Below are 19,352 nucleotides of genomic sequence, written 5' to 3' on the forward strand. Positions count from 1 at the left end.
TTATATAATGGAATTAATTCATCAGTTTTCATCAGGACTATTTATTATCCAGTCTGTTATTTTTCTAGCACTATTATTTTTGTTAGGTAAATTCGCTTGGAAGCCTATTTTAAATTCTATCAATGACAGAGAAACATCTATTGTTGACGCTCTTAATCAAGCTAAATTAGCTAGAAAAGAAATGGAAACTTTAAAAGAGGATAACGAAAGAATCATTCGTGAAGCTAAAATTGAAAGAGATGCGATCCTTAAAGAAGCCAGAGAAATTAAAGACAGAATCGTAGGGGAAGCTAAAGATGCTGCTAAAGCTGAAGGAGACAAAATGATCGAAGCTGCTAAACAGACTATCAACGCTGAGAAAAATGCTGCAATGGCAGACATCAAAACTCAGATTGGTACTTTATCTGTAAACATTGCCGAGTCTATCTTGAAGCAAAAGCTAGATAACAGCGAAGCTCAAAACGAATTAGTTCAAAATTATTTAAACAAATCAAACCTTAACTAAGAATGCTTACATCTAAAGTAGCTAAAAGATACGCACAAGGTTTACTTGACTTCACCAACGAAGCTGGGCAAACGGCTACTGTATTTTCTGAAATGAAAGATGTAGTAAAGGTAATGGCTGGATCTAAAGATTTAAACAGATTTTTCCTTACTCCTTACATCGATTCTAAAAAGAAAATAGAAGTAGCAAACGAAATATTCAAAGGTTTATCTGTTTCTTCTCAAAACCTGATCAGATTGGTTATTAAACACGGACGTGAAAGCCAATTGAAAAATATTGCTCAGGAATTTATCAACAAAGTAGAAGACCTTAGTGGTGTACAAAGAGTAACGCTTACTACAGCAACTCCGCTTTCAAAAGAAAACCTTGACCAGATTTTAAGATCTACAAATCTTGTAAATGCTGATTCAAACTTTGATCTGAAAGTAAATGTGAAGCCTGAAATTCTTGGAGGATATATTCTGAGAGTAGGTGACCAGCAGGTAGATGCGTCTGTGAAGACAAAATTGAACCAAGTTAAAAAAGATTTCCAATTAAATTAAGAAAAACAACCATACAATGGCAGAAATAAATCCGGCAGAAGTATCTGCGATCTTAAAACAGCAATTGGCCAACTTCGATACTCAATCCAACGTTGAGGAAGTAGGTACAGTTTTAACCATCGGTGATGGTATTGCTCGTGTATACGGGTTAGAAAACGTACAATACGGAGAGTTGGTGAAATTTTCTAGTGATGTAGAAGGTATTGTACTTAACCTTGAAGAAGACAACGTGGGGGTTGCTCTACTTGGTGAAAGTAAATTAGTAAAAGAAGGTGATACAGTAAGAAGAACAAACAGAATCTCTTCTATCAAAGTAGGAGAAGGTATGTTAGGAAGAGTAGTAGATACTCTTGGTAACCCAATCGATGGTAAAGGTCCTATTACTGGGGATTTATACGAAATGCCATTGGAAAGAAAGGCTCCTGGAGTTATCTTCAGACAGCCGGTAACTGAGCCTTTACAGTCTGGTATCGTGGCAATTGATGCGATGATCCCTGTAGGAAGAGGACAAAGAGAGCTTATCATTGGTGACAGACAAACAGGTAAAACTACTGTTGCTATCGATACGATCATCAACCAAAAAGAATTCTTTGATGCTGGTCAGCCAGTATATTGTATATATGTTGCTATCGGTCAGAAAGCTTCTACTGTAGCACAAATCGTTAAAACACTTTCTGATAAAGGAGCTTTAGCATATACAGTTATCGTTGCAGCTAACGCATCAGATCCGGTTCCAATGCAGGTATATTCTGCAATGGCAGGAGCTTCTATCGGTGAGTTCTTCAGAGACACTGGTAGACCGGCGCTTATCGTTTATGATGATTTATCTAAACAAGCTGTTGCTTACCGTGAGCTTTCTCTACTATTGAGAAGACCACCGGGCCGTGAAGCTTACCCTGGAGACGTTTTCTACCTTCACTCAAGACTATTGGAAAGAGCTGCAAAAGTAATCGCTGATGATAACATTGCTAAGCAAATGAATGATTTGCCGGAGTCTCTTAAGCCAATTGTAAAAGGTGGTGGTTCATTAACAGCCCTTCCGATTATCGAAACTCAGGCTGGTGACGTTTCTGCGTATATCCCTACAAACGTAATCTCTATTACAGACGGACAGATCTTCTTGGAGTCTGATCTATTCAACTCAGGGGTTCGTCCTGCAATCAACGTAGGTATCTCTGTATCAAGGGTAGGAGGTAACGCTCAGATCAAATCAATGAAAAAAGTATCTGGTACATTGAAACTTGACCAGGCTCAGTATAAAGAATTGGAAGCGTTTGCTAAGTTCGGTTCTGACCTTGACGCTTCTACTTTAGCAGTAATTTCTAAAGGAGAAAGAAACGTAGAAATCCTTAAGCAGCCGGTAAATGCACCACTTCCTGTAGAAAGTCAGGTAGCTATCGTATATGCCGGAACAGAAAACTTAATGAGAAACGTTCCATTGAACAAGATTAAAGAATTCCAACACGAATACATCGAGTTCCTTAGATCTAAGCACCCGGATACAATGGCTGCTATCAAAGCTGGAAAAATCGATAACGATATTACAGGTGTTCTTAAGCAGGCAGCTAACGATTTAGCTTCTAAATACAACTAAAAAATTCAATGTTTAAGGTTTGAAATATAGTGTTTTAAACCTTAAACTTTAGACCTTAAACTTTGAACCCAAATTAATGGCAAACTTAAAAGAAATACGAGGCAGAATTACGTCAATTTCATCTACGATGCAGATTACACGTGCTATGAAGATGGTTTCCGCAGCGAAACTTAAAAAAGCACAGGATGCAATCGTGATGTTAAGACCTTATTCTGAAAAATTACAGGAGCTTATCCAGAATGTAAATTCTAGCTCTGATCCTGATCAGATTTCTGTATATGCTCAGAAAAGAGAGGTTAAAAGAGTACTATTCATCGCTGTTACTTCAAACAGAGGTCTTGCGGGAGCTTTTAACTCTTCTATCGTAAAAGAGCTTAACCTTCAGTTTCAGAACAACGCTCAGTACGAGATTGAAGTTCTTCCTGTAGGTAAAAAAGTATATGATGCTGTGAGAAAAAGCCGTAAGGTATATACTAATGGAAGTACTGTATATGATAATCTGAACTTTGATGCAGTTGCTCATATCACTGAAGGGGTAATGACAAGCTTCAGAGAAGGTAAATTTGACGAAGTTTATGTTATCTATAACAAATTCGTTAATGCTGCTACTCAGGAAGTTACTACAGAACAGCTTCTTCCTATCTCAATGCCGGAAAATACTGAGCCGCAGGTTGAAACGGATTATATCTTTGAACCTAACAGAGCTGAAATCCTGGATAACCTGATTCCAAAGTCTATCAAAACTCAGGTTTTCAAAGCGATCTTAGATTCAGTAGCATCTGAGCACGGAGCGAGAATGACTGCAATGCATAAAGCAACAGACAATGCTCAGGCTTTAAAGAATGATCTTGTGATCTTCTACAACAAAGCAAGACAGGCTGCAATTACCAACGAAATTCTGGAAATTGTTTCCGGAGCAGAAGCTTTGAAAAATTCATAAAGAATTATTTTTACTATACCCATAAAAGCACCGAAATTATCGGTGCTTTTTTGTTTGTGGAAGGCTGAAACGGATATTTACCGCTTAAAAATATCGTTTCTGTTGAAAAATGAGTCGTTGTTCCAATTATTTTTTTTATTTGAAAATAGCGGTATTTTATTGTGTCAGTTTCTGTTCCAAAAATTCCTCCATCGAAATAATCTATCCCGGATTCAGGTTATTTTTATTTTACATATCTTTGTACCTAATAAAATTTATACAATCTCTAAATGGACTCGGACATAGTCAGGCTTTTGCTGGCCTTATTTCTTGTTTTACTCAATGGCTTCTTCGTAGCCGCAGAATTTTCAATTGTTAAAGTTCGTTACTCTCAAATTCAGCTAAAAGCTGCAGAAGGAAACTCTATGGCTAAGCAGGCAGAACATATCATCAAGCATCTTGATGAATATCTTTCCGCTACACAATTAGGAATTACATTAGCATCCCTTGCCCTTGGTTGGGTGGGAGAAAGCGCCTTGCACCACGTGGTTGAAAGCCTCTTTCATTCGTTTAATATAGACTTGACACAAACAACGATTACCACCATTTCAGTGGTAACCAGTTTTGTATTAATTACCATCATGCACATCGTTTTCGGTGAGCTTATTCCAAAATCAATCGCGATCAGAAAATCTGAAGCCACTACAATGGCAACAGCAGTTCCGTTGAGAGTTTTTTACACGATTTTTAAACCGTTTATCTGGTTGATGAATTCCATGTCAAATGGTTTCTTAAGACTGGTGAAAATTCACCCGGCTTCGGAACAGGAAATTCACTCTACAGAAGAACTTCAGCTTTTGGTAAAGCAAAGTGCAGACAGCGGAGAGATAGAAGAAGAGAACTATGAGATCATCAAAAATGCATTTGATTTTACAGATCATTCTGCAAAACAGATCATGGTTCCAAGACAGAATATTACCTCTATTGATTTTGAAGAAGATATCAATGATATTATCAACAAAATAATGGATAGCGGTTACTCTCGTATTCCAGTTTATATTGATTCTATTGATAATGTGATCGGAATTTTCTACACCAAAGAAATTATAAGAGAATTTGTGAAGAGAAAAGGAGATCTGGATCATGAAGATCTTAAAGACTTAATGCGTGACGCCTTCTTCGTGGTGGAAAGTAAAAAAGTTTCAGACCTACTGAAGACTTTCCAGCTTAAAAAACAGCACATCGCCATTGTTATTGACGAATTTGGTGGAACTGAAGGAATTATTACACTGGAAGATATTCTGGAAGAACTGGTAGGAGAAATTCAGGACGAAGAAGACGATGAAGAAAAAATCGTTGATAAAATAGCGGATAATACCTATTGGGTACAGGCTACACAGCCTTTGGAGGAAATCAATGAATTCCTTCCCAGAAAACTTCCTCTTTCCGAAGAAAGCGAGTACAACTCACTGGCTGGATTTATTCTTTATGAGCTCGAAGAAATCCCTGAAGAAAACCAGGAGTTTGATCTTGCAGACTATCACTTTAAAATTCTGAAAATGAATAACAAGAGTGTTGAACTGGTGGAACTTGTTTATCAGGAACCTAATGCGATTGATAATCTGGCAGACAAAATAGGAGAAGTTTAAAAGAATAAAAATGAATTTTTATAACAGCATAAAAGATTACGAAAATCCAAAACGTCAGTACGAAGAAGAAGTACTTGTTCTGGATGATACGGATGAAGTTTATAAACTGGTACTGCATAACGATGATATCCATACATTTGATTATGTGATAGACTGTCTGATCGAAATATGCAAGCATACGCTGGAACAGGCAGAGCAATGCACGATCCTTGTTCATTATAAAGGCAAATGTACCGTAAAAACAGGCTCAATGGATGTTTTGAAGCCTATGCATGAAAAATTAATTTCGCGCGAATTAACAAGCGAAATCGTATAAAATAAAAAACTGGCAAATGAATTGCCGGTTTTTTTTATTAAATCCCAAAAAGAAAGTTGAGTAATACCAATTAATCATAAAGACCTGCCGGTTTCCGGAATGTATTTTAATCTTTAAATACTTTAATCTTTTAATTTCTCAATACTCCTACATTGTCATATTTTATCTAAAATAGTATATTTGTACCAACTATAAAGAAACAAAAAAACAATGCTTGTAATAGGAATTGCCGGTGGTACAGGATCCGGCAAAACTACAGTTGTTGATAAGATACTTCAGCAGCTTGATATTGAAGGAATGAATATCCTCTCTCAGGATAATTATTATCACGACAACCAGGGTCTTACATTGACGGAAAGAGAAGCTCTGAACTACGACCACCCAAAATCAATAGACTTTGACTTACTGATAAAACATGTAAAAGCTTTAAAAAACAATGAGCCGATTGAACAACCGATTTACAGCTTTGTTACACATTCCAGAACAGGAGATCATGTCACTGTAGAACCTAAAAACGTATTGGTAGTAGAAGGAATTCTTGTTTTGACCAACAAAGAATTACTGAAAGAATTTGATCTGAAGGTATTTGTTCATGCAGATTCTGACGAAAGACTGATCAGGAGGATCAGGAGAGATACCCAGGAAAGGGGAAGAGATCTGAGCGAAGTATTGCACCGTTATCAGACCACATTGAAACCAATGCACCAGGAATTCATCGAGCCGTCTAAAAATGAGGCCGATCTTATTATCCCCAATATGAAACAGAATTCCGTCGCGATTGATTTTTTAACTACTGTTATTAAAAACTCGTTGAAAAAACATTAAAAAATGGAAGAAAACAACCTTATCAAAGACATTCAGCCGAAATCTGAAACATTCAAACTTATCCAGAAATATGTTTTGAACAAGTATACCATTACGATCTGTCTGTTTTTGGTATGGATGATTTTTTTCGATAAAACTTCATTTCTTGTTATTAATGAACTGAATGGTGAGATTCATAAATATGAAGAGCAGCTGGATTACTATAAGAAAGAGTACGAAAAAAATGATGCTTTTTATAAAAAACTGATGAACAACAAGTCAGAAAAAGAAAAATACGCAAGAGAAAATTATTTTATGAAAAAACCGAATGAAGAAATTTTCATTCTGGTGGTAGACAGCACAAAAGTGGCTAAAAAGTAATAAAAGTTGAATAGAATTTCGTTGATGATGAAATGTGTTTTTAGTTTTTAAAAATTCACTTGCAAAGCAAAATTCACCATTAACAATTCACAAATAAAAAACTAATGTCAAATACAGATATACTTTCAAACTGGGAAAACCTGGTCAAAAAACAACTTAAAACAGAGGATATCTATCCCGTTTTAGAAAAACAGAATCTGGAAGGAATAGAAGTGAAGCCTTTTTACACTGAAGTTCAGAAGCCTTTGGTAAACCTGCCAAGAGTTGAAGAAAGTACCCATCTGGTTGCAAGATACCACGAAAGTCTGGAAGAAGAAGTATTTGCATTTATGCTGGATCAGAATGTAGAAAATCTGGATCAGAAAACCATTTTTGTGAATAATAAAGATCTTGCAGGGCACATTAGTCCTAAAGAAGAAGACCAGTATTTTTCACTGATTGATGTTTTTAATGAAAAAGATGGAAGTATTGATGATCAGCTGGTAAAAGAATTACTTTCAAAAGATTTTAGAAGAAATATCTGCGTAGATATCTCACTGCATCAGAATGCCGGAGCCGCTATCTATCAGCAGCTTGCAATTGCCCTTGCAAAAGCTAAGGAGTTAGCAGAAGTTTATGGAGCTGAAATTTTAAATAAACTGATTTTCAGAATAGCTGTTGGAGGAAGTTATTTCTTTGAAATGGCTAAGCTGAGAGCTTTTAAGATTATTTTCAACCAGCTTTCAAAAGAATACGGGCTGGATGTAGTTCCTTACATCTTTGCTGAAACTTCGTTACGAAATAAAGCTGTTTCAGATAATGAAAATAACCTGATCCGTTCTACGTTGGAGCTTGCTTCTGCCATGATTGGCGGAGCAGACGCTGTTTTCTCAAACAATTATCTTGTAGACAGAAGTACGGATAACTCGGAAGAGATCTCTTTCAAACAACAGATAGTTCTGGCCTATGAAAGTATCATCAACGTATTTGAAGATGCTTCCAACGGAAGTTATTATGTTGAAGATATCACCCGGCAGTTTGCAGAAAAAGCATGGGCTTTATTTGTTGAAATTGAAGAAGCAGGAGGATATCTTGAATTGTTGAAACAGGGTGTTATTCAGAAAAAAATCTATGATCATGCGATTGAAGAGCAGCAATGGATTGAAGAAGGGAAAATAAAGCTGATCGGAGTGAATCTGTACCCTAAATTAGACGTTAAAAAGTCTATCACGGATCTTTACAGCGAAAAAGAAATAAAAGCCGTCCGCTGGGCTGAGATGTTTGAGTAATGAAAGAAAAACTGATAGATTTATTTGAATATACCTATCATTTCAACGCTGAGATGATTAAAGCTATTTCTGAAAACAGAGAGCTTATTGACGATAAAACGATCAGTTTGATCAATCATACCCTTAATGCGCAACAGATCTGGAATGCCCGGATATTAGGAGAGGAAACCTTTGAAGTATGGCAGATCAATCCCTTCGAATCCCTGGAAGAGATTAATCATAAGAATTTTCTTAAAAGTATTAACATTATCAGTAATCTTGATTTGGATAAAAGAATAGAATATCAGAATTCAAGAGGGACAAAGTTTGAAAACACTATTTTTGAAATGCTTTTTCATGCCGTCAATCACTCCACGTATCACAGAGGACAAATCAATTCTTTGCTTAAGCAAAACGGTATAACTCCGGTAGCTGCTGATTATATTTTTTATAAGAGATAATTTGATCATTTCTAACAAGATTTTGTGTAGATTTATGAAACACAAAATGCAAATGTTATGAAAGAAAATGAGATAAGTTTTTATATCAGAAAATCTATATTTTCTGTTTATAATGAACTTGGACCAGGTTTATTGGAAAAAGTTTATGAGAAGGTTCTGGTTTGCGAATTGGAAAATAATGGTTTAAAAGTGAAGACTCAGGTTCCGATGAAGGTTAAATTTAGGGATATTATTATTGATTCTGGTTTTGTTGCCGATATAATTGTTGAAGATAAAATTATTATAGAAGTAAAAGCCGTAACGGAAATAGCAAATATTCATCATCAACAGTTGTTAACCTATTTAAAGTTAACAGGATTGAAATTAGGAATTTTGGTAAACTTTAATACTGATTTTATCAGTAAAAGTATTTTTCGGAAAGTAAGAGGGAATTTAGACTAATATTCCAAAATGGACCACAGATGATTGCACATATTTTTTTAAACTTTTAATGATTATGCGTATTCTGCTACGTAAAATGAAACATTAAGCATCTATGGTGATTTTTTATGCGGTTAAGAATGAATAAATTCAAATATTTAAAATTACGTAAATAAATAAAACATAAACATCTGTGAAAATCCGTGTCATCTGTGGTTAAATTAATAAATAAGGAAATCCAAAACTACATCAATGCAAATCTGAATACAGATTTACACACATTACTGTTGAAAAAATCCCCTTTTCCGGAGGTTTCCATGCAGGAAATCGTACAGCAGATCAAAGGAAAACAGGTGGCAGAAAGGAAATTTCCGTTTCTCCTGAAAGAAGGAATTCTTTTTCCTCCACAGCTTAATCTGGAACAGTCATCATCAGAAAAAACAGCTCTTTATAAATCTGAAATTCTGAAAGGAAAGAAATTTATTGATCTTACAAGCGGTTTTGCTATTGATGCTTATTATCTCTCCCAAAATTTTGATGATATCACCTTAGTAGAGCAAAATACCGAGCTTTTAAATATTGTTGAAAATAACTGGAACATCCTGGACCGTCAGGCAAAATTTGTCAACAGAAAACTCGAAGATTTTCTGAATGAGAATCAGGAACACTTTGATGTCATTTATCTTGATCCGGCCCGAAGAGACGAGCAAAAAAATAAAGTTTTTCTTTTGGAAGACCTGTCACCTGATATTCTTGAAATTCAGGAAAAATTACGATCTATTTCCGGTCAGGTAGTTGTTAAACTGTCACCTCTTATTGATCTTAAATATCTTGTCTCTGTGCTGCCCGGTATTACAAGAATTGATGTTATTGCCCTCAAAAATGATGTGAAAGAAGTTGTCGTATTTCTTTCCAACGAAAATATGGATAAGATCATCTGTAATTGTGTGAACCTTGAAAGCGGAGAAGAGACTTTTACATTCAGATATGGGGAAGAAGAAACTGCGGAATCGGAATATTCCGAACCGGAAAAATACATTTATATTCCCAATCATTCTATTTTGAAGGCGGGAGTCTTTAATTTGATTTCCCTGAAATTCGGATTGAAAAAACTTCATCCCAACAGCCATCTTTACACTTCCTCCGAAAAGATTGAAAACTTTCCGGGAAGGATTTTGGAAATGGAATCTGTTGATTCTAAAAGTATTAAAAAGAAAGGGCAGTTTAATATCATTGCAAAAAATTACCCTTTAAAACCTGAACAAATCAAAAAGAAATACGGTTTAAAAGACGGAGGAGATCAGTATCTTATTTTTACCCAATCCAAAAAAGGGAAAATAATATTAAAATCAGTATAAAAATGTTGCCGAAAAAAGCAGGATTTCTTACTTTTGGGCAATCAAAAATTGAAGCATGTAATCGCTTGCTGTTTGGAGGGTCAGAATAGATTGAAAATAGTGCGGTTCCATATTATCTTTTAAAAAAAATAATTTTACATATGAAAAAATTAGTTATCTGTTTAGCGATTGCAACGGTAGCGGTAAGCTGTAAAAAAGTTCCGCAAGGAGGAAACAAAGCTACTTTGAAACTTGAAGAAGGAGTAGAAAGATATTCTGACGCTCCTCAGGGAGAAGCTCACGGACATGAAGCTGCTGCAGCAGAGCATAAAGAAGAAGCTCCTGCAAAACCTGAAGAAGCTGCTGCTCCAAAAACAGACAGTACTGCTGCTGCAAAACCTGCTGAAGCTGATAAAGCTCCAAAAGCTGAACACTAATTAGAAGTACAAAATATATAAGTGCCCTGTTTCTGCAGGGCATTTTTTTATTAAAAAGAGGGCTATTGGGTTCATTAGCATGAGATTGGGAAAATCCTTTCTTTTTGTTTGTCCCTGCCAGGCATTTTTTTTAATTTTAACAAAATAAATTTTTACAATGCAAGAGACATTAAATTACATCAACGAAAACAAACAGCGTTTCGTGGATGAATTATTTGAGTTATTGAGAATTCCTTCTATTTCTGCAGATCCGGCGTATAAAGATGACGTTTTGAAATGTGCAGATGTAGTGGCGGCACACCTTAAGAATGCTGGAGCTGACAATGTTGAAGTTTGCCAGACAAAAGGATATCCAATTGTTTTCGGGGAGAAAATTTTAGATAAAAGCTTACCAACAGTATTGGTATACGGACACTACGATGTTCAGCCGGCAGATCCGTTGGAATTATGGACAAAGCCGCCATTCGAGCCTTATATTGAAAAAACTGAGCTACATCCTGAAGGGGCAATTTTTGCCAGAGGTTCTGCTGACGACAAAGGGCAGTTTTTCATGCATCTGAAGGCTTTTGAAGCCATGATGAAAACCAATGCTCTTCCTTGCAATGTTAAATTTATCTTAGAAGGAGAAGAAGAAGTGGGTTCTGTAAGCTTGGGAGAGTGGGTAAACGAGAACAAGGAGAAATTAGCTTGTGATTGTATCTTAATTTCCGATACCCATATCTACAGCAACGAACAACCTACTGTAACAACTGGTTTAAGAGGTTTAAGCTATGTAGAAGTAGAAGTGGAAGGTCCAAACAGAGACTTGCACTCAGGTCTTTATGGTGGAGCGGTTCCAAATCCTATCCATGTTCTTTCAAGAATGATCGCTAATCTGATTGATGAAAACGGTCATATCACTATTGATGGGTTCTACGACAATGTTGAAACAGTTTCAGATGAAGAGAGAGCCGAAATGAATAAATTGAAAGACAATCCGGAAGAATTCAAGAAATCAATCGGGTTAAGCAATATCGAAGGTGAAAAAGGATATACTACTTTAGAAAGAACTTCTATCCGTCCTACTTTAGACTGTAACGGAATCTGGGGTGGTTATACAGGAGAAGGGGCAAAAACAGTAATTCCTTCAAAAGCTTTTGCTAAAATTTCAATGCGTCTGGTTCCTTACCAGACTCCTCAGGAAATCACGGAAAAGTTCACGAAATATTTTGAAAAAATCGCTCCGGATACGGTAAAAGTAAAAGTAACTCCTCACCATGGAGGAATGCCGTACGTTTTACCAACCAATACAAAAGAATTTGCTGCTGCGAAACAGGCAATGGAATCTGCGTTTGGAAAAGAGGTGCTTCCATACAGAGGAGGAGGAAGTATTCCGATTACAGCCATGTTTGAGCAGGTTTTAGGAGCTAAGTCTGTATTGATGGGATTCGGATTGGATTCTGATGCGATCCACTCTCCAAACGAGCATTATGGGCTGTTCAATTTCTATAAAGGAATTGAAAGTATTCCATTGTTCTTTGAGAATTATTCAAAGTAATTGATCAATAATACGATATCATAAGGTATTTCTGGAAAGAGATACCTTATTTTTTTGCTTTATATTATCCTGTTATCAACTGCCGGCAAAGCCTTTTTAAGAATTTGAAAAATTAAATTCACTGAAAATAAAAGGGTTAATTTTTATTTGCAATAAGTTATTTCACTATTCATTGAAAGTTTATATTTTTAATACAAAACTTGATTTACTATGAAAAAATACTACTCAGTTGCAATTTTGCTATCTTCAATATGCATTTTAGCCCAGCAGACCATTTCCTTTGAGTCTAATGAAGGGTTTAACACCGGAGATATCAATGGGCAGACAGGCTGGATCAGTACCCCCACAGGAGGTATACCGCAAAATGTTACCCATCAGACCATCAGCATGGATAAAGCCAGTGATGGTAGCCGTTCCCTTAGAATCGTAAAAGAAAATACATATGGAACTCAGAATGATCCGATCATAGGAGGGTTTTATAATCTTCCGGCACCGTTGGCTTCCAACAATTTTTCTGTGTCATTCGATATCAACATGTCACAGTTCAACGGCTCTGATTTTGGTTTTCAGGGCGTAAACAGTATTGATGACCAGTCTGTGGTGAGATTGGATTTTGAAAAAACAGGATCGGTAAAGATTTTAAACACGGTTTCAGGTATACAGAATCTGATTTCCCTGCCTTCAATCTGGATACCTAACACCTGGTTTCGGTTAAAAATAGTAGGAAGTGCCACAGATGTGCGGTATTACCTTAATAATGTGCTGATCTACACAGGAACAGCCGCCAATTCTTTAAATATAGACCAGCTTCGTTTCGTTCATAATAATTCATTGGGATCAGCTTATATCGATCATATCAAAATTAATAGTGAACTGGGGGTAATGGCGGTACATGATTCTAAAGTAAACACTAAGGAAATTGCGGTTTATCCTAACCCCGCCCATGATTTTATCAATATTAATACAGCCACCAAAGTAAAAAGTATTGACCTCTATGACGAGACAGGAAAACTCATAAAGACGGAAATAAACAACAGTAAAATAGAGGTAAAAGGCTTAAGTGCAGGAATATATAGTGTCAATGTTAAAACCGAAGGAGGAAATTTTACAGAAAAAGTGATCATCCGATAAATTATTTCTTACCTCTGGAAACATGGGATCTTTTTAGCGTTTTAATGTATTCATGGATGATTTTTCGGAATTGATCTTCTTTCTTGGATTTAATATCTTTACTCTTTTTGATTAAAAATATTATGTTAATTTGTTAATATGTGTAAAAAATTAACGTGTTTTGCTTTTTAGGTTTAAATCGTATATATTTGCTTTAAACTAAAAAAATATCATGAAGAAACTTTACATTTTCGCAATTTCGTTGATTTCAATATCATCTTTTGCCCAGCAGACCATTTCTTTCGAAGCCAGCGAAGGATATACAGCAGGAAACATTAATGGACAGCAGGGTTGGGTTACGACCAACGACGGAGGAGTACCGCCGGTATATATAACAACCCAATTGGTGTCATCTGAAATAGCAAGCCAGGGATCAAATAGTTTTAAAATCACTCCGGATCCAGCGTATGGGCCGCAACAGAGCCCGGTAATGGGTGGCTTTTATACCTTTACGACACCACTGATATATAACAGCTTTACACAGTCATTTGATGTAAGACTTACCCAAAAAAGTACATCCAGTTCAGATTTTGTTTTTAGAACAGTAAGTACAACAGGAGCTGGAGGAATTGTTACCTATATCAATTTTTCTTATGACGGAAGTATTTTACTCGCTACAGCAGGATCTGGTAATCTGGTTAATACCAACCAGACCTGGAATGCCAATACCTGGTACAGGGTAAAAATAGTTTCTACGGCTACAGGAATCCAATATTTCCTGAACGATGCTCTGATCTATACAGGACAGCCATTCAGCAACAATAATATTAACAGAATGGATTTTGTACATGACAACTATGGAGGTTCGGCCTATATCGATAATATCAAAATCAATAATGAAGCAGCGTTATCTACGAAAGATGCCGTTAAAAATGATGTGAAACTGTCCATCTATCCAAACCCGGCAACTGATGTTATAAAAATCACAACTTCTAACAAAATCAAACATGTTGAAGTATATGATATGTCAGGAAAAAGAGTGGATGTAACACTCAATGGAGATCAGGTAAACGTTAGAAATCTACCTGCCGGAGCATATTTATTGAATGTGGAAACAGAAGGAAGAAACTTTACAGAGAAGTTCATCAAAAAATAATTACTGATAAATCTTAGTATCAGCAAAACGCTCCAATTGGAGCGTTTTTGTTATTTTAGAGAATTAAAAATTTTAATCATATGTCAGATCATAAAACAGCTTATATAACAGGCGGAACCAAAGGAATAGGTTTCGGGATTGCGAAAATTTTACTTGAAAACGGCATTTCTGTAGCATTTTCAGGAAGAAAAAGAGAAGATGTGATGAAGGCGGAAGAAGAACTTAAGCAATATTCAGAAAATGTTTTGGGAATTGTTTCTGATGTAAGAAGTCTCGAAAGCGAACAGGAAGCTGTAAAATATACCGTTGAAAAGTTCGGAAGGCTGGATTATGTTATTGCTAATGCAGGATTAGGGATTTTTAAGCCCGTAGATGAACTTACCGCAGCAGAATGGAATGATATGATAGAAACCAATCTTACAGGGGTTTTCTATACTTTAAAAGCCTCTGTAGAAGAGTTGAAAAAGACAGAAGGCTACTATATTACCATTTCCAGCCTTGCAGGTGCCAATTTCTTTGAAAACGGGACTGGATACAATGCTTCCAAATTCGGAGTGGTAGGTTTCACTCAGGCTGCCATGATCGATTTAAGAAAATATAATATTAAGTCTACTGTAATTATGCCTGGATCAGTAGCCACTCATTTTAATGGAAATATTCCGTCTGAAAAGGATAATTGGAAGATTCAGCCCGAAGATATGGGGAATCTTGTACTGGATATTTTAAAGATGAACCCAAGGGTTTTGCCGAGTAAAATAGAGTTTAGGGCAACAAAACCAGCGAAGTAACTACATCTAATGTATTGAATAATAATTTACTAAGTATTATGCATGCATAATATATTTTTTATTTATATTAGCAAAAATTAATTCAAACAAAATCTCTGCATAAACCGTCACAATTTTATGCATCAAAAGGGAAAAAATAAAATAGACACATGAAACCTTAAGGTTACATATGACCAATAAAAAAATTAAGAACAACATATGAAAATATTAGTTTGTATTAGTAGTGTTCCGGATACTACTTCCAAAATTAACTTTACAGCAGACAAATCTGCTTTCGACAAAAACGGAATTCAGTGGGTAATCAATCCTCTAGACGAATTTGCGTTGACAAAAGCGGTTAAACTTCAGGAATCTCAGGGAGCAACAGTAACGGTAATCAACGTAGGTGATGCTGCTACAGAGCCTGTAATCAGAAAAGCTTTGGCAATTGGAGCTAATGATGCGGTAAGAGTAAATCTTGACCCGAAAGACAGCTATTCTACAGCAAAAGAAATTGCAGCTGTAGCTCAAAACGGAGGATATGATCTTATCCTTTGCGGAAAAGAATCCATCGATTATAACGGAGGTTCTGTTCCGGGAATGGTAGCTCAGCTATTAAACCAGCCTTTCGTAAACGCTTCTGTAGGACTAGACGTGAACGGAAGTGAAGCTACAGCAGTAAGAGAAATTGAAGGAGGAAAAGAAACTATTTCAGTAAAATTACCGGCAGTTATTGCAGGTCAGAAAGGATTGGTAGATGAGAAAGATCTTATCATCCCAAATATGAGAGGAATTATGTCTGCAAGAACAAAACCTTTGCAGGTAGTAGAGCCTTCTTCTTCAGAAGTAAAAGTTCAGGGAGTATCTTATGACAGCGTTCCGCCAAGAGCTGCAGTGAAAATGGTTTCTCCTGATAATCTGGATGAATTGGTAAGATTACTTCACGAAGAAGCTAAAGTAATCTAATCTTTAAATTTTTCAATCTTTAAATTTTAAATGTAAAACAATGGCAGTATTCGTATACGCAGAAAATATAAACGGAGTTTACAAAAAAGCAGCTTTCGAAGCAGTTTCTTATGCTAAAGCTATCGCTGATAAGGCGGGAGATACCGTTACGGCAATCTCTGTAAACCCAACTGATTCTTCAGATTTATTATACAAATATGGAGCATCAAACGTTATCAATATCAAAGACGAAGGTCTTAAAAATTTCTCAGCAAAAGCATTTGCACAGGCTGTAAGTGAAGTAGCAGACGGAAATATTATCGTTTTCCCTCACACTACTGACGCTTCTTCCGTAGCTCCTATGCTTGCTGTAATGAAGAACTATTCTTTAATTACCAATGCATTGGAAGCTCCAGAAAGCCTTTCTCCTTTCCAGGTAAAAAGAAGAGCATTCTCAGGAAAAGGTTTCATGCATGCAAAAGCAGAAGGAAACGGAGTAATCGTTACTGTTTCTCAAAACGCTTTCGGTGTTAAAGAAAATGCAGTGTCAGGTTCAGAAGAAGTGAAGAACTTATCTGTTGCTAATGAAGATACTAAAGTGATTTCTCATGAGCAGAGTTCAGGTAAATTAGACCTTAAAGAAGCTGAAGTTGTTGTTTCTGCAGGTAGAGGTATGAAAGGACCTGAAAACTGGGGAATGATTGAAGATCTGGCAAACGTTTTAGGAGCAGCTACAGCATGTTCCAAGCCGGTTTCTGATATCGGATGGAGACCTCACACAGAACACGTAGGACAAACAGGTAAAGCAATTTCTCCGAATCTTTATGTTGCAGTAGGAATTTCAGGAGCGATTCAGCACCTTGCGGGAGTTAACTCTTCAAAAACTATCGTAGTAATCAACAGTGATCCTGAAGCACCGTTCTTCAAGTCTGCTGACTACGGAGTAGTAGGAGATGCTTTCCAGATTATTCCTGCACTAACAGAGAAAATTAAAGCAATTAAAGGATAAGAAAGTGAATTGTGAATAGTCAATTCGCTTTGCTTGTCAATTTTTTAATAAAATAATTCACTTGCGAAGCAAAATTCACTATTGACGTTTGACAATCATCAACAATACAGATAAAAGCTCGGCTTTCCGGGCTTTTATTTTTGCGTAAAAAAGTGAAAACACAACAAAAAATTAATCTATATTTGTAGCTATGGATTATAAGCAGCTAATTATTCGCGGAATATCGTACAGCCAGACCCAGTCGGGGGCGTACGCATTGTTACTGGAGCATGAAGAAACACACATAAAATTACCTGTTGTTATAGGAAATTTCGAAGCTCAGTCTATCTCTCTCGGATTGGAGAAAGATATTCATCCACCGCGTCCTCTTACTCATGATTTATTTACAAAATTTATAGTTTCTGCCAATTATGAGTTGGTTTCTGTCATTATCTATCAGATTGTAGACGGAGTTTTCTTCTCCAATATCAACTTTAAAAATAAAGTAACCAACGAAGAACTGATCCTTGATGCCAGAACTTCCGATGCCGTTGCAATGGCCGTAAGATTTGATGCGCCTATATTTACAACACAGCAGGTTTTAAATGAAGCCGGAATTTTACTGGAATTGGAAGATGTTTCAAAAGAAGAACAGTCTTTCTCAGAAACTGTACAGACAGAAGATAACTTAAAATCTCTTTCAATGGAAGAACTTCAGAAATTATTGGATGAAGCCGTTAAAGAAGAAGACTATGATACCGCCCTTGAAATCCAGGAAGAAATCAAGAGGAGGAAAAAGAAAATTGACTAAAGAGATACTTTTTTTATAAACTATGAATTTAAAATTACGACTGACCATCCTCAGTTTTCTCCAGTTTTTTGTTTGGGGAGCCTGGCTGATTACGATGGCTAACTTCTGGTTTGGTACAAAGCATTGGGACGGAACTCAGTTTGGAGCTGTTTTCGGAACAATGGGAATTGCTTCTATTTTTATGCCAACCATTACTGGAATTATCGCTGACCGCTGGGTAAATGCGGAGCGTATATTTTCAGTATTACACATTCTTTATGGGGTTATTCTTTTTATACTGCCTCATTCTGCAGATCCGAATTCCTTCTTTTCGGTAATGCTCGTGGCAATGTGTTTCTACATGCCTACCATCGCATTGGCCAATTCAATTTCATATACAATCCTGAAAAATAACAATCTGGATGTGGTGAAAGATTTTCCGCCGATTCGTGTATGGGGAACTATTGGTTTTATTGTTGCCATGTGGATCACCAACCTTAGTGGAAATAAAGCAACAGAAGGTCAGTTTTATATCGGAGGTGTTGTAGCAATTTTCTTAGGAATTTATGCCCTTACACTTCCAAAATGCCCACCACAAAAACTGATTGATAAAAATTCTCCATTATCTGAACAATTAGGTTTAAATGCTTTCAAGCTTTTCGGAAACTATAAAATGGCATTATTCTTTATGTTTTCAATGCTTTTGGGAGCTGCGCTTCAGCTTACCAATGCCTATGGTGATGTATTCTTAAGTGAATTTGCTAATTTCCCTAAATATGCAGACTCATTCGTGGTACAGAGATCTACCATCATTATGTCAATTTCCCAGGTTTCAGAAACCCTGTTTATTTTGGCAATTCCTTTCTTCCTGAAGAAATTTGGAATTAAAAAAGTAATGCTGATGTCTATGCTGGCCTGGGTGCTAAGATTCGGTTTCTTTGCTTATGGGGTGCCGGACGGATTTGGACTCTCATTAATCATTCTTTCATGTATTGTGTACGGAATGGCTTTCGATTTCTTTAATATCTCAGGATCGCTTTTCGTGGAAACAACTACTGATAAAAAGATACGTTCTTCAGCTCAGGGATTATTTATGATGATGACCAACGGTTTTGGAGCGGTTTTCGGAAGTTATGCTGCAGGATGGGCTATTGATAAGTTCTTTACTCACAAGTTTTCTACGGCTTCAGATCTATCTGCTTATCTGCAAACGACACCTGATAATCCTACTTTCCTGAACATTTTAAAGAACAGCTTCAATGCAGCTGTGAATACAGATGGAACTCTTTCTTCTATAGTAATGGTAAAAGACTGGCAGCAGATATGGCTTTCTTTCGCAATCTATGCATTAATACTGGCGATTTTCTTTGCGGTATTGTTCAAGCATAAACATAACCCGGAAGATGTATCCTCAGTGAAACATTAATTGAAACTTATTTTTTATTAA

At 36.3% G+C, this 19,352-nt stretch carries 21 protein-coding genes; all 21 read left to right on the forward strand.

Annotated features, from left to right (window positions below; genetic code table 11):
* Positions 1-7: 7 nt before the first annotated feature.
* The 21 genes from FFS26_RS09550 (at position 8) to FFS26_RS09650 (ending at position 19,331) form a co-directional block, all read left to right on the forward strand.
* Positions 8-505 (forward strand): F0F1 ATP synthase subunit B, encoded by a 498-nt coding sequence (locus FFS26_RS09550; protein WP_047429825.1) that lies wholly within the window; start codon positions 8-10, stop codon positions 503-505.
* A 2-nt stretch (positions 506-507) separates the two neighbouring features.
* Positions 508-1,047: an ATP synthase F1 subunit delta gene (gene atpH / locus FFS26_RS09555; protein ID WP_110010269.1), complete on the forward strand. Its 540-nt coding sequence runs from the start codon at positions 508-510 to the stop codon at positions 1,045-1,047.
* A gap of 16 nt (positions 1,048-1,063) precedes the next feature.
* Positions 1,064-2,641 (forward strand): F0F1 ATP synthase subunit alpha, encoded by a 1,578-nt coding sequence (atpA, locus tag FFS26_RS09560; RefSeq protein ID WP_110010268.1) that lies wholly within the window; start codon positions 1,064-1,066, stop codon positions 2,639-2,641.
* Between the two features lie 76 nt (positions 2,642-2,717).
* A complete protein-coding gene (gene atpG, locus FFS26_RS09565; protein WP_110010267.1) occupies positions 2,718-3,581 on the forward strand; it encodes an ATP synthase F1 subunit gamma in 864 nt (287 codons plus the stop codon).
* Between the two features lie 269 nt (positions 3,582-3,850).
* On the forward strand, positions 3,851-5,209 hold the full coding sequence (locus FFS26_RS09570; protein WP_110010266.1) for a hemolysin family protein: 1,359 nt from the start codon (positions 3,851-3,853) through the stop codon (positions 5,207-5,209).
* Between the two features lie 10 nt (positions 5,210-5,219).
* The gene (locus FFS26_RS09575) at positions 5,220-5,525 is read left to right on the forward strand and encodes an ATP-dependent Clp protease adaptor ClpS (RefSeq protein WP_099049883.1); all 306 of its coding nucleotides are present in this window, start codon (positions 5,220-5,222) and stop codon (positions 5,523-5,525) included.
* Between the two features lie 210 nt (positions 5,526-5,735).
* On the forward strand, positions 5,736-6,350 hold the full coding sequence (gene udk, locus FFS26_RS09580) for a uridine kinase (RefSeq protein ID WP_002979122.1): 615 nt from the start codon (positions 5,736-5,738) through the stop codon (positions 6,348-6,350).
* A gap of 3 nt (positions 6,351-6,353) precedes the next feature.
* Positions 6,354-6,710: an FtsB family cell division protein gene (locus FFS26_RS09585; RefSeq protein WP_002979124.1), complete on the forward strand. Its 357-nt coding sequence runs from the start codon at positions 6,354-6,356 to the stop codon at positions 6,708-6,710.
* A gap of 104 nt (positions 6,711-6,814) precedes the next feature.
* Complete coding sequence (locus tag FFS26_RS09590; RefSeq protein WP_137904916.1) at positions 6,815-7,978, forward strand: methylmalonyl-CoA mutase family protein; 1,164 nt, start codon at positions 6,815-6,817, stop codon at positions 7,976-7,978.
* Positions 7,978-8,418: a DinB family protein gene (locus FFS26_RS09595; protein ID WP_110010264.1), complete on the forward strand. Its 441-nt coding sequence runs from the start codon at positions 7,978-7,980 to the stop codon at positions 8,416-8,418. The genes FFS26_RS09590 and FFS26_RS09595 overlap by 1 nt, the downstream gene beginning before the upstream one ends.
* A 57-nt stretch (positions 8,419-8,475) precedes the next feature.
* Positions 8,476-8,859, forward strand: a complete 384-nt coding sequence (locus tag FFS26_RS09600) for a GxxExxY protein (protein ID WP_110010263.1) — start codon at positions 8,476-8,478, stop codon at positions 8,857-8,859.
* Positions 8,860-9,050: 191 nt separating this feature from the next.
* A complete protein-coding gene (locus FFS26_RS09605) occupies positions 9,051-10,196 on the forward strand; it encodes a class I SAM-dependent methyltransferase (RefSeq protein ID WP_110010262.1) in 1,146 nt (381 codons plus the stop codon).
* Between the two features lie 140 nt (positions 10,197-10,336).
* Complete coding sequence (locus tag FFS26_RS09610) at positions 10,337-10,612, forward strand: hypothetical protein (protein ID WP_110010261.1); 276 nt, start codon at positions 10,337-10,339, stop codon at positions 10,610-10,612.
* Positions 10,613-10,769: 157 nt separating this feature from the next.
* Complete coding sequence (locus tag FFS26_RS09615) at positions 10,770-12,149, forward strand: dipeptidase (RefSeq protein ID WP_110010260.1); 1,380 nt, start codon at positions 10,770-10,772, stop codon at positions 12,147-12,149.
* Positions 12,150-12,359: 210 nt separating this feature from the next.
* The gene (locus tag FFS26_RS09620; RefSeq protein ID WP_110010259.1) at positions 12,360-13,280 is read left to right on the forward strand and encodes a T9SS type A sorting domain-containing protein; all 921 of its coding nucleotides are present in this window, start codon (positions 12,360-12,362) and stop codon (positions 13,278-13,280) included.
* Positions 13,281-13,491: 211 nt separating this feature from the next.
* Positions 13,492-14,415 (forward strand): T9SS type A sorting domain-containing protein, encoded by a 924-nt coding sequence (locus FFS26_RS09625; RefSeq protein ID WP_110010258.1) that lies wholly within the window; start codon positions 13,492-13,494, stop codon positions 14,413-14,415.
* Positions 14,416-14,495: 80 nt separating this feature from the next.
* Positions 14,496-15,203, forward strand: coding sequence for an SDR family oxidoreductase (locus FFS26_RS09630; protein ID WP_137904917.1), 708 nt, complete (start codon positions 14,496-14,498; stop codon positions 15,201-15,203).
* 198 nt (positions 15,204-15,401) lie between these two features.
* On the forward strand, positions 15,402-16,148 hold the full coding sequence (locus tag FFS26_RS09635) for an electron transfer flavoprotein subunit beta/FixA family protein (RefSeq protein ID WP_047429867.1): 747 nt from the start codon (positions 15,402-15,404) through the stop codon (positions 16,146-16,148).
* A 40-nt stretch (positions 16,149-16,188) separates the two neighbouring features.
* On the forward strand, positions 16,189-17,136 hold the full coding sequence (locus FFS26_RS09640; RefSeq protein WP_110010256.1) for an electron transfer flavoprotein subunit alpha/FixB family protein: 948 nt from the start codon (positions 16,189-16,191) through the stop codon (positions 17,134-17,136).
* Between the two features lie 190 nt (positions 17,137-17,326).
* Positions 17,327-17,926 carry a bifunctional nuclease family protein gene (locus FFS26_RS09645; RefSeq protein ID WP_137904918.1) on the forward strand — a complete coding sequence of 200 codons (600 nt, stop codon included), beginning with the start codon at positions 17,327-17,329 and terminating at the stop codon, positions 17,924-17,926.
* Between the two features lie 22 nt (positions 17,927-17,948).
* Positions 17,949-19,331, forward strand: a complete 1,383-nt coding sequence (locus FFS26_RS09650) for a nucleoside permease (RefSeq protein WP_137904919.1) — start codon at positions 17,949-17,951, stop codon at positions 19,329-19,331.
* The last annotated feature ends 21 nt before the right edge of the window (positions 19,332-19,352 follow it).

Origin of the sequence: Chryseobacterium sp. 2VB (assembly GCF_005503635.1) — a bacterium.
GTDB classification, from domain to species: Bacteria; Bacteroidota; Bacteroidia; order Flavobacteriales; family Weeksellaceae; genus Chryseobacterium; species Chryseobacterium cupriresistens.

Bases quoted from the DNA above. Each gene is read 5' to 3' on its own strand.
- FFS26_RS09620 (WP_110010259.1), top strand. From the start codon at position 12,360: ATGAAAAAATACTACTCAGTTGCAATTTTGCTATCTTCAATATGCATT.
- FFS26_RS09575 (WP_099049883.1), top strand. From the start codon at position 5,220: ATGAATTTTTATAACAGCATAAAAGATTACGAAAATCCAAAACGTCAG.
- FFS26_RS09625 (WP_110010258.1), top strand. From the start codon at position 13,492: ATGAAGAAACTTTACATTTTCGCAATTTCGTTGATTTCAATATCATCT.
- FFS26_RS09570 (WP_110010266.1), top strand. From the start codon at position 3,851: ATGGACTCGGACATAGTCAGGCTTTTGCTGGCCTTATTTCTTGTTTTA.
- FFS26_RS09645 (WP_137904918.1), top strand. From the start codon at position 17,327: ATGGATTATAAGCAGCTAATTATTCGCGGAATATCGTACAGCCAGACC.
- FFS26_RS09550 (WP_047429825.1), top strand. From the start codon at position 8: ATGGAATTAATTCATCAGTTTTCATCAGGACTATTTATTATCCAGTCT.
- atpA (WP_110010268.1), top strand. From the start codon at position 1,064: ATGGCAGAAATAAATCCGGCAGAAGTATCTGCGATCTTAAAACAGCAA.
- FFS26_RS09615 (WP_110010260.1), top strand. From the start codon at position 10,770: ATGCAAGAGACATTAAATTACATCAACGAAAACAAACAGCGTTTCGTG.
- atpH (WP_110010269.1), top strand. From the start codon at position 508: ATGCTTACATCTAAAGTAGCTAAAAGATACGCACAAGGTTTACTTGAC.
- FFS26_RS09595 (WP_110010264.1), top strand. From the start codon at position 7,978: ATGAAAGAAAAACTGATAGATTTATTTGAATATACCTATCATTTCAAC.
- udk (WP_002979122.1), top strand. From the start codon at position 5,736: ATGCTTGTAATAGGAATTGCCGGTGGTACAGGATCCGGCAAAACTACA.
- FFS26_RS09610 (WP_110010261.1), top strand. From the start codon at position 10,337: ATGAAAAAATTAGTTATCTGTTTAGCGATTGCAACGGTAGCGGTAAGC.
- FFS26_RS09600 (WP_110010263.1), top strand. From the start codon at position 8,476: ATGAAAGAAAATGAGATAAGTTTTTATATCAGAAAATCTATATTTTCT.
- FFS26_RS09650 (WP_137904919.1), top strand. From the start codon at position 17,949: ATGAATTTAAAATTACGACTGACCATCCTCAGTTTTCTCCAGTTTTTT.
- FFS26_RS09635 (WP_047429867.1), top strand. From the start codon at position 15,402: ATGAAAATATTAGTTTGTATTAGTAGTGTTCCGGATACTACTTCCAAA.
- atpG (WP_110010267.1), top strand. From the start codon at position 2,718: ATGGCAAACTTAAAAGAAATACGAGGCAGAATTACGTCAATTTCATCT.
- FFS26_RS09640 (WP_110010256.1), top strand. From the start codon at position 16,189: ATGGCAGTATTCGTATACGCAGAAAATATAAACGGAGTTTACAAAAAA.
- FFS26_RS09630 (WP_137904917.1), top strand. From the start codon at position 14,496: ATGTCAGATCATAAAACAGCTTATATAACAGGCGGAACCAAAGGAATA.
- FFS26_RS09590 (WP_137904916.1), top strand. From the start codon at position 6,815: ATGTCAAATACAGATATACTTTCAAACTGGGAAAACCTGGTCAAAAAA.
- FFS26_RS09585 (WP_002979124.1), top strand. From the start codon at position 6,354: ATGGAAGAAAACAACCTTATCAAAGACATTCAGCCGAAATCTGAAACA.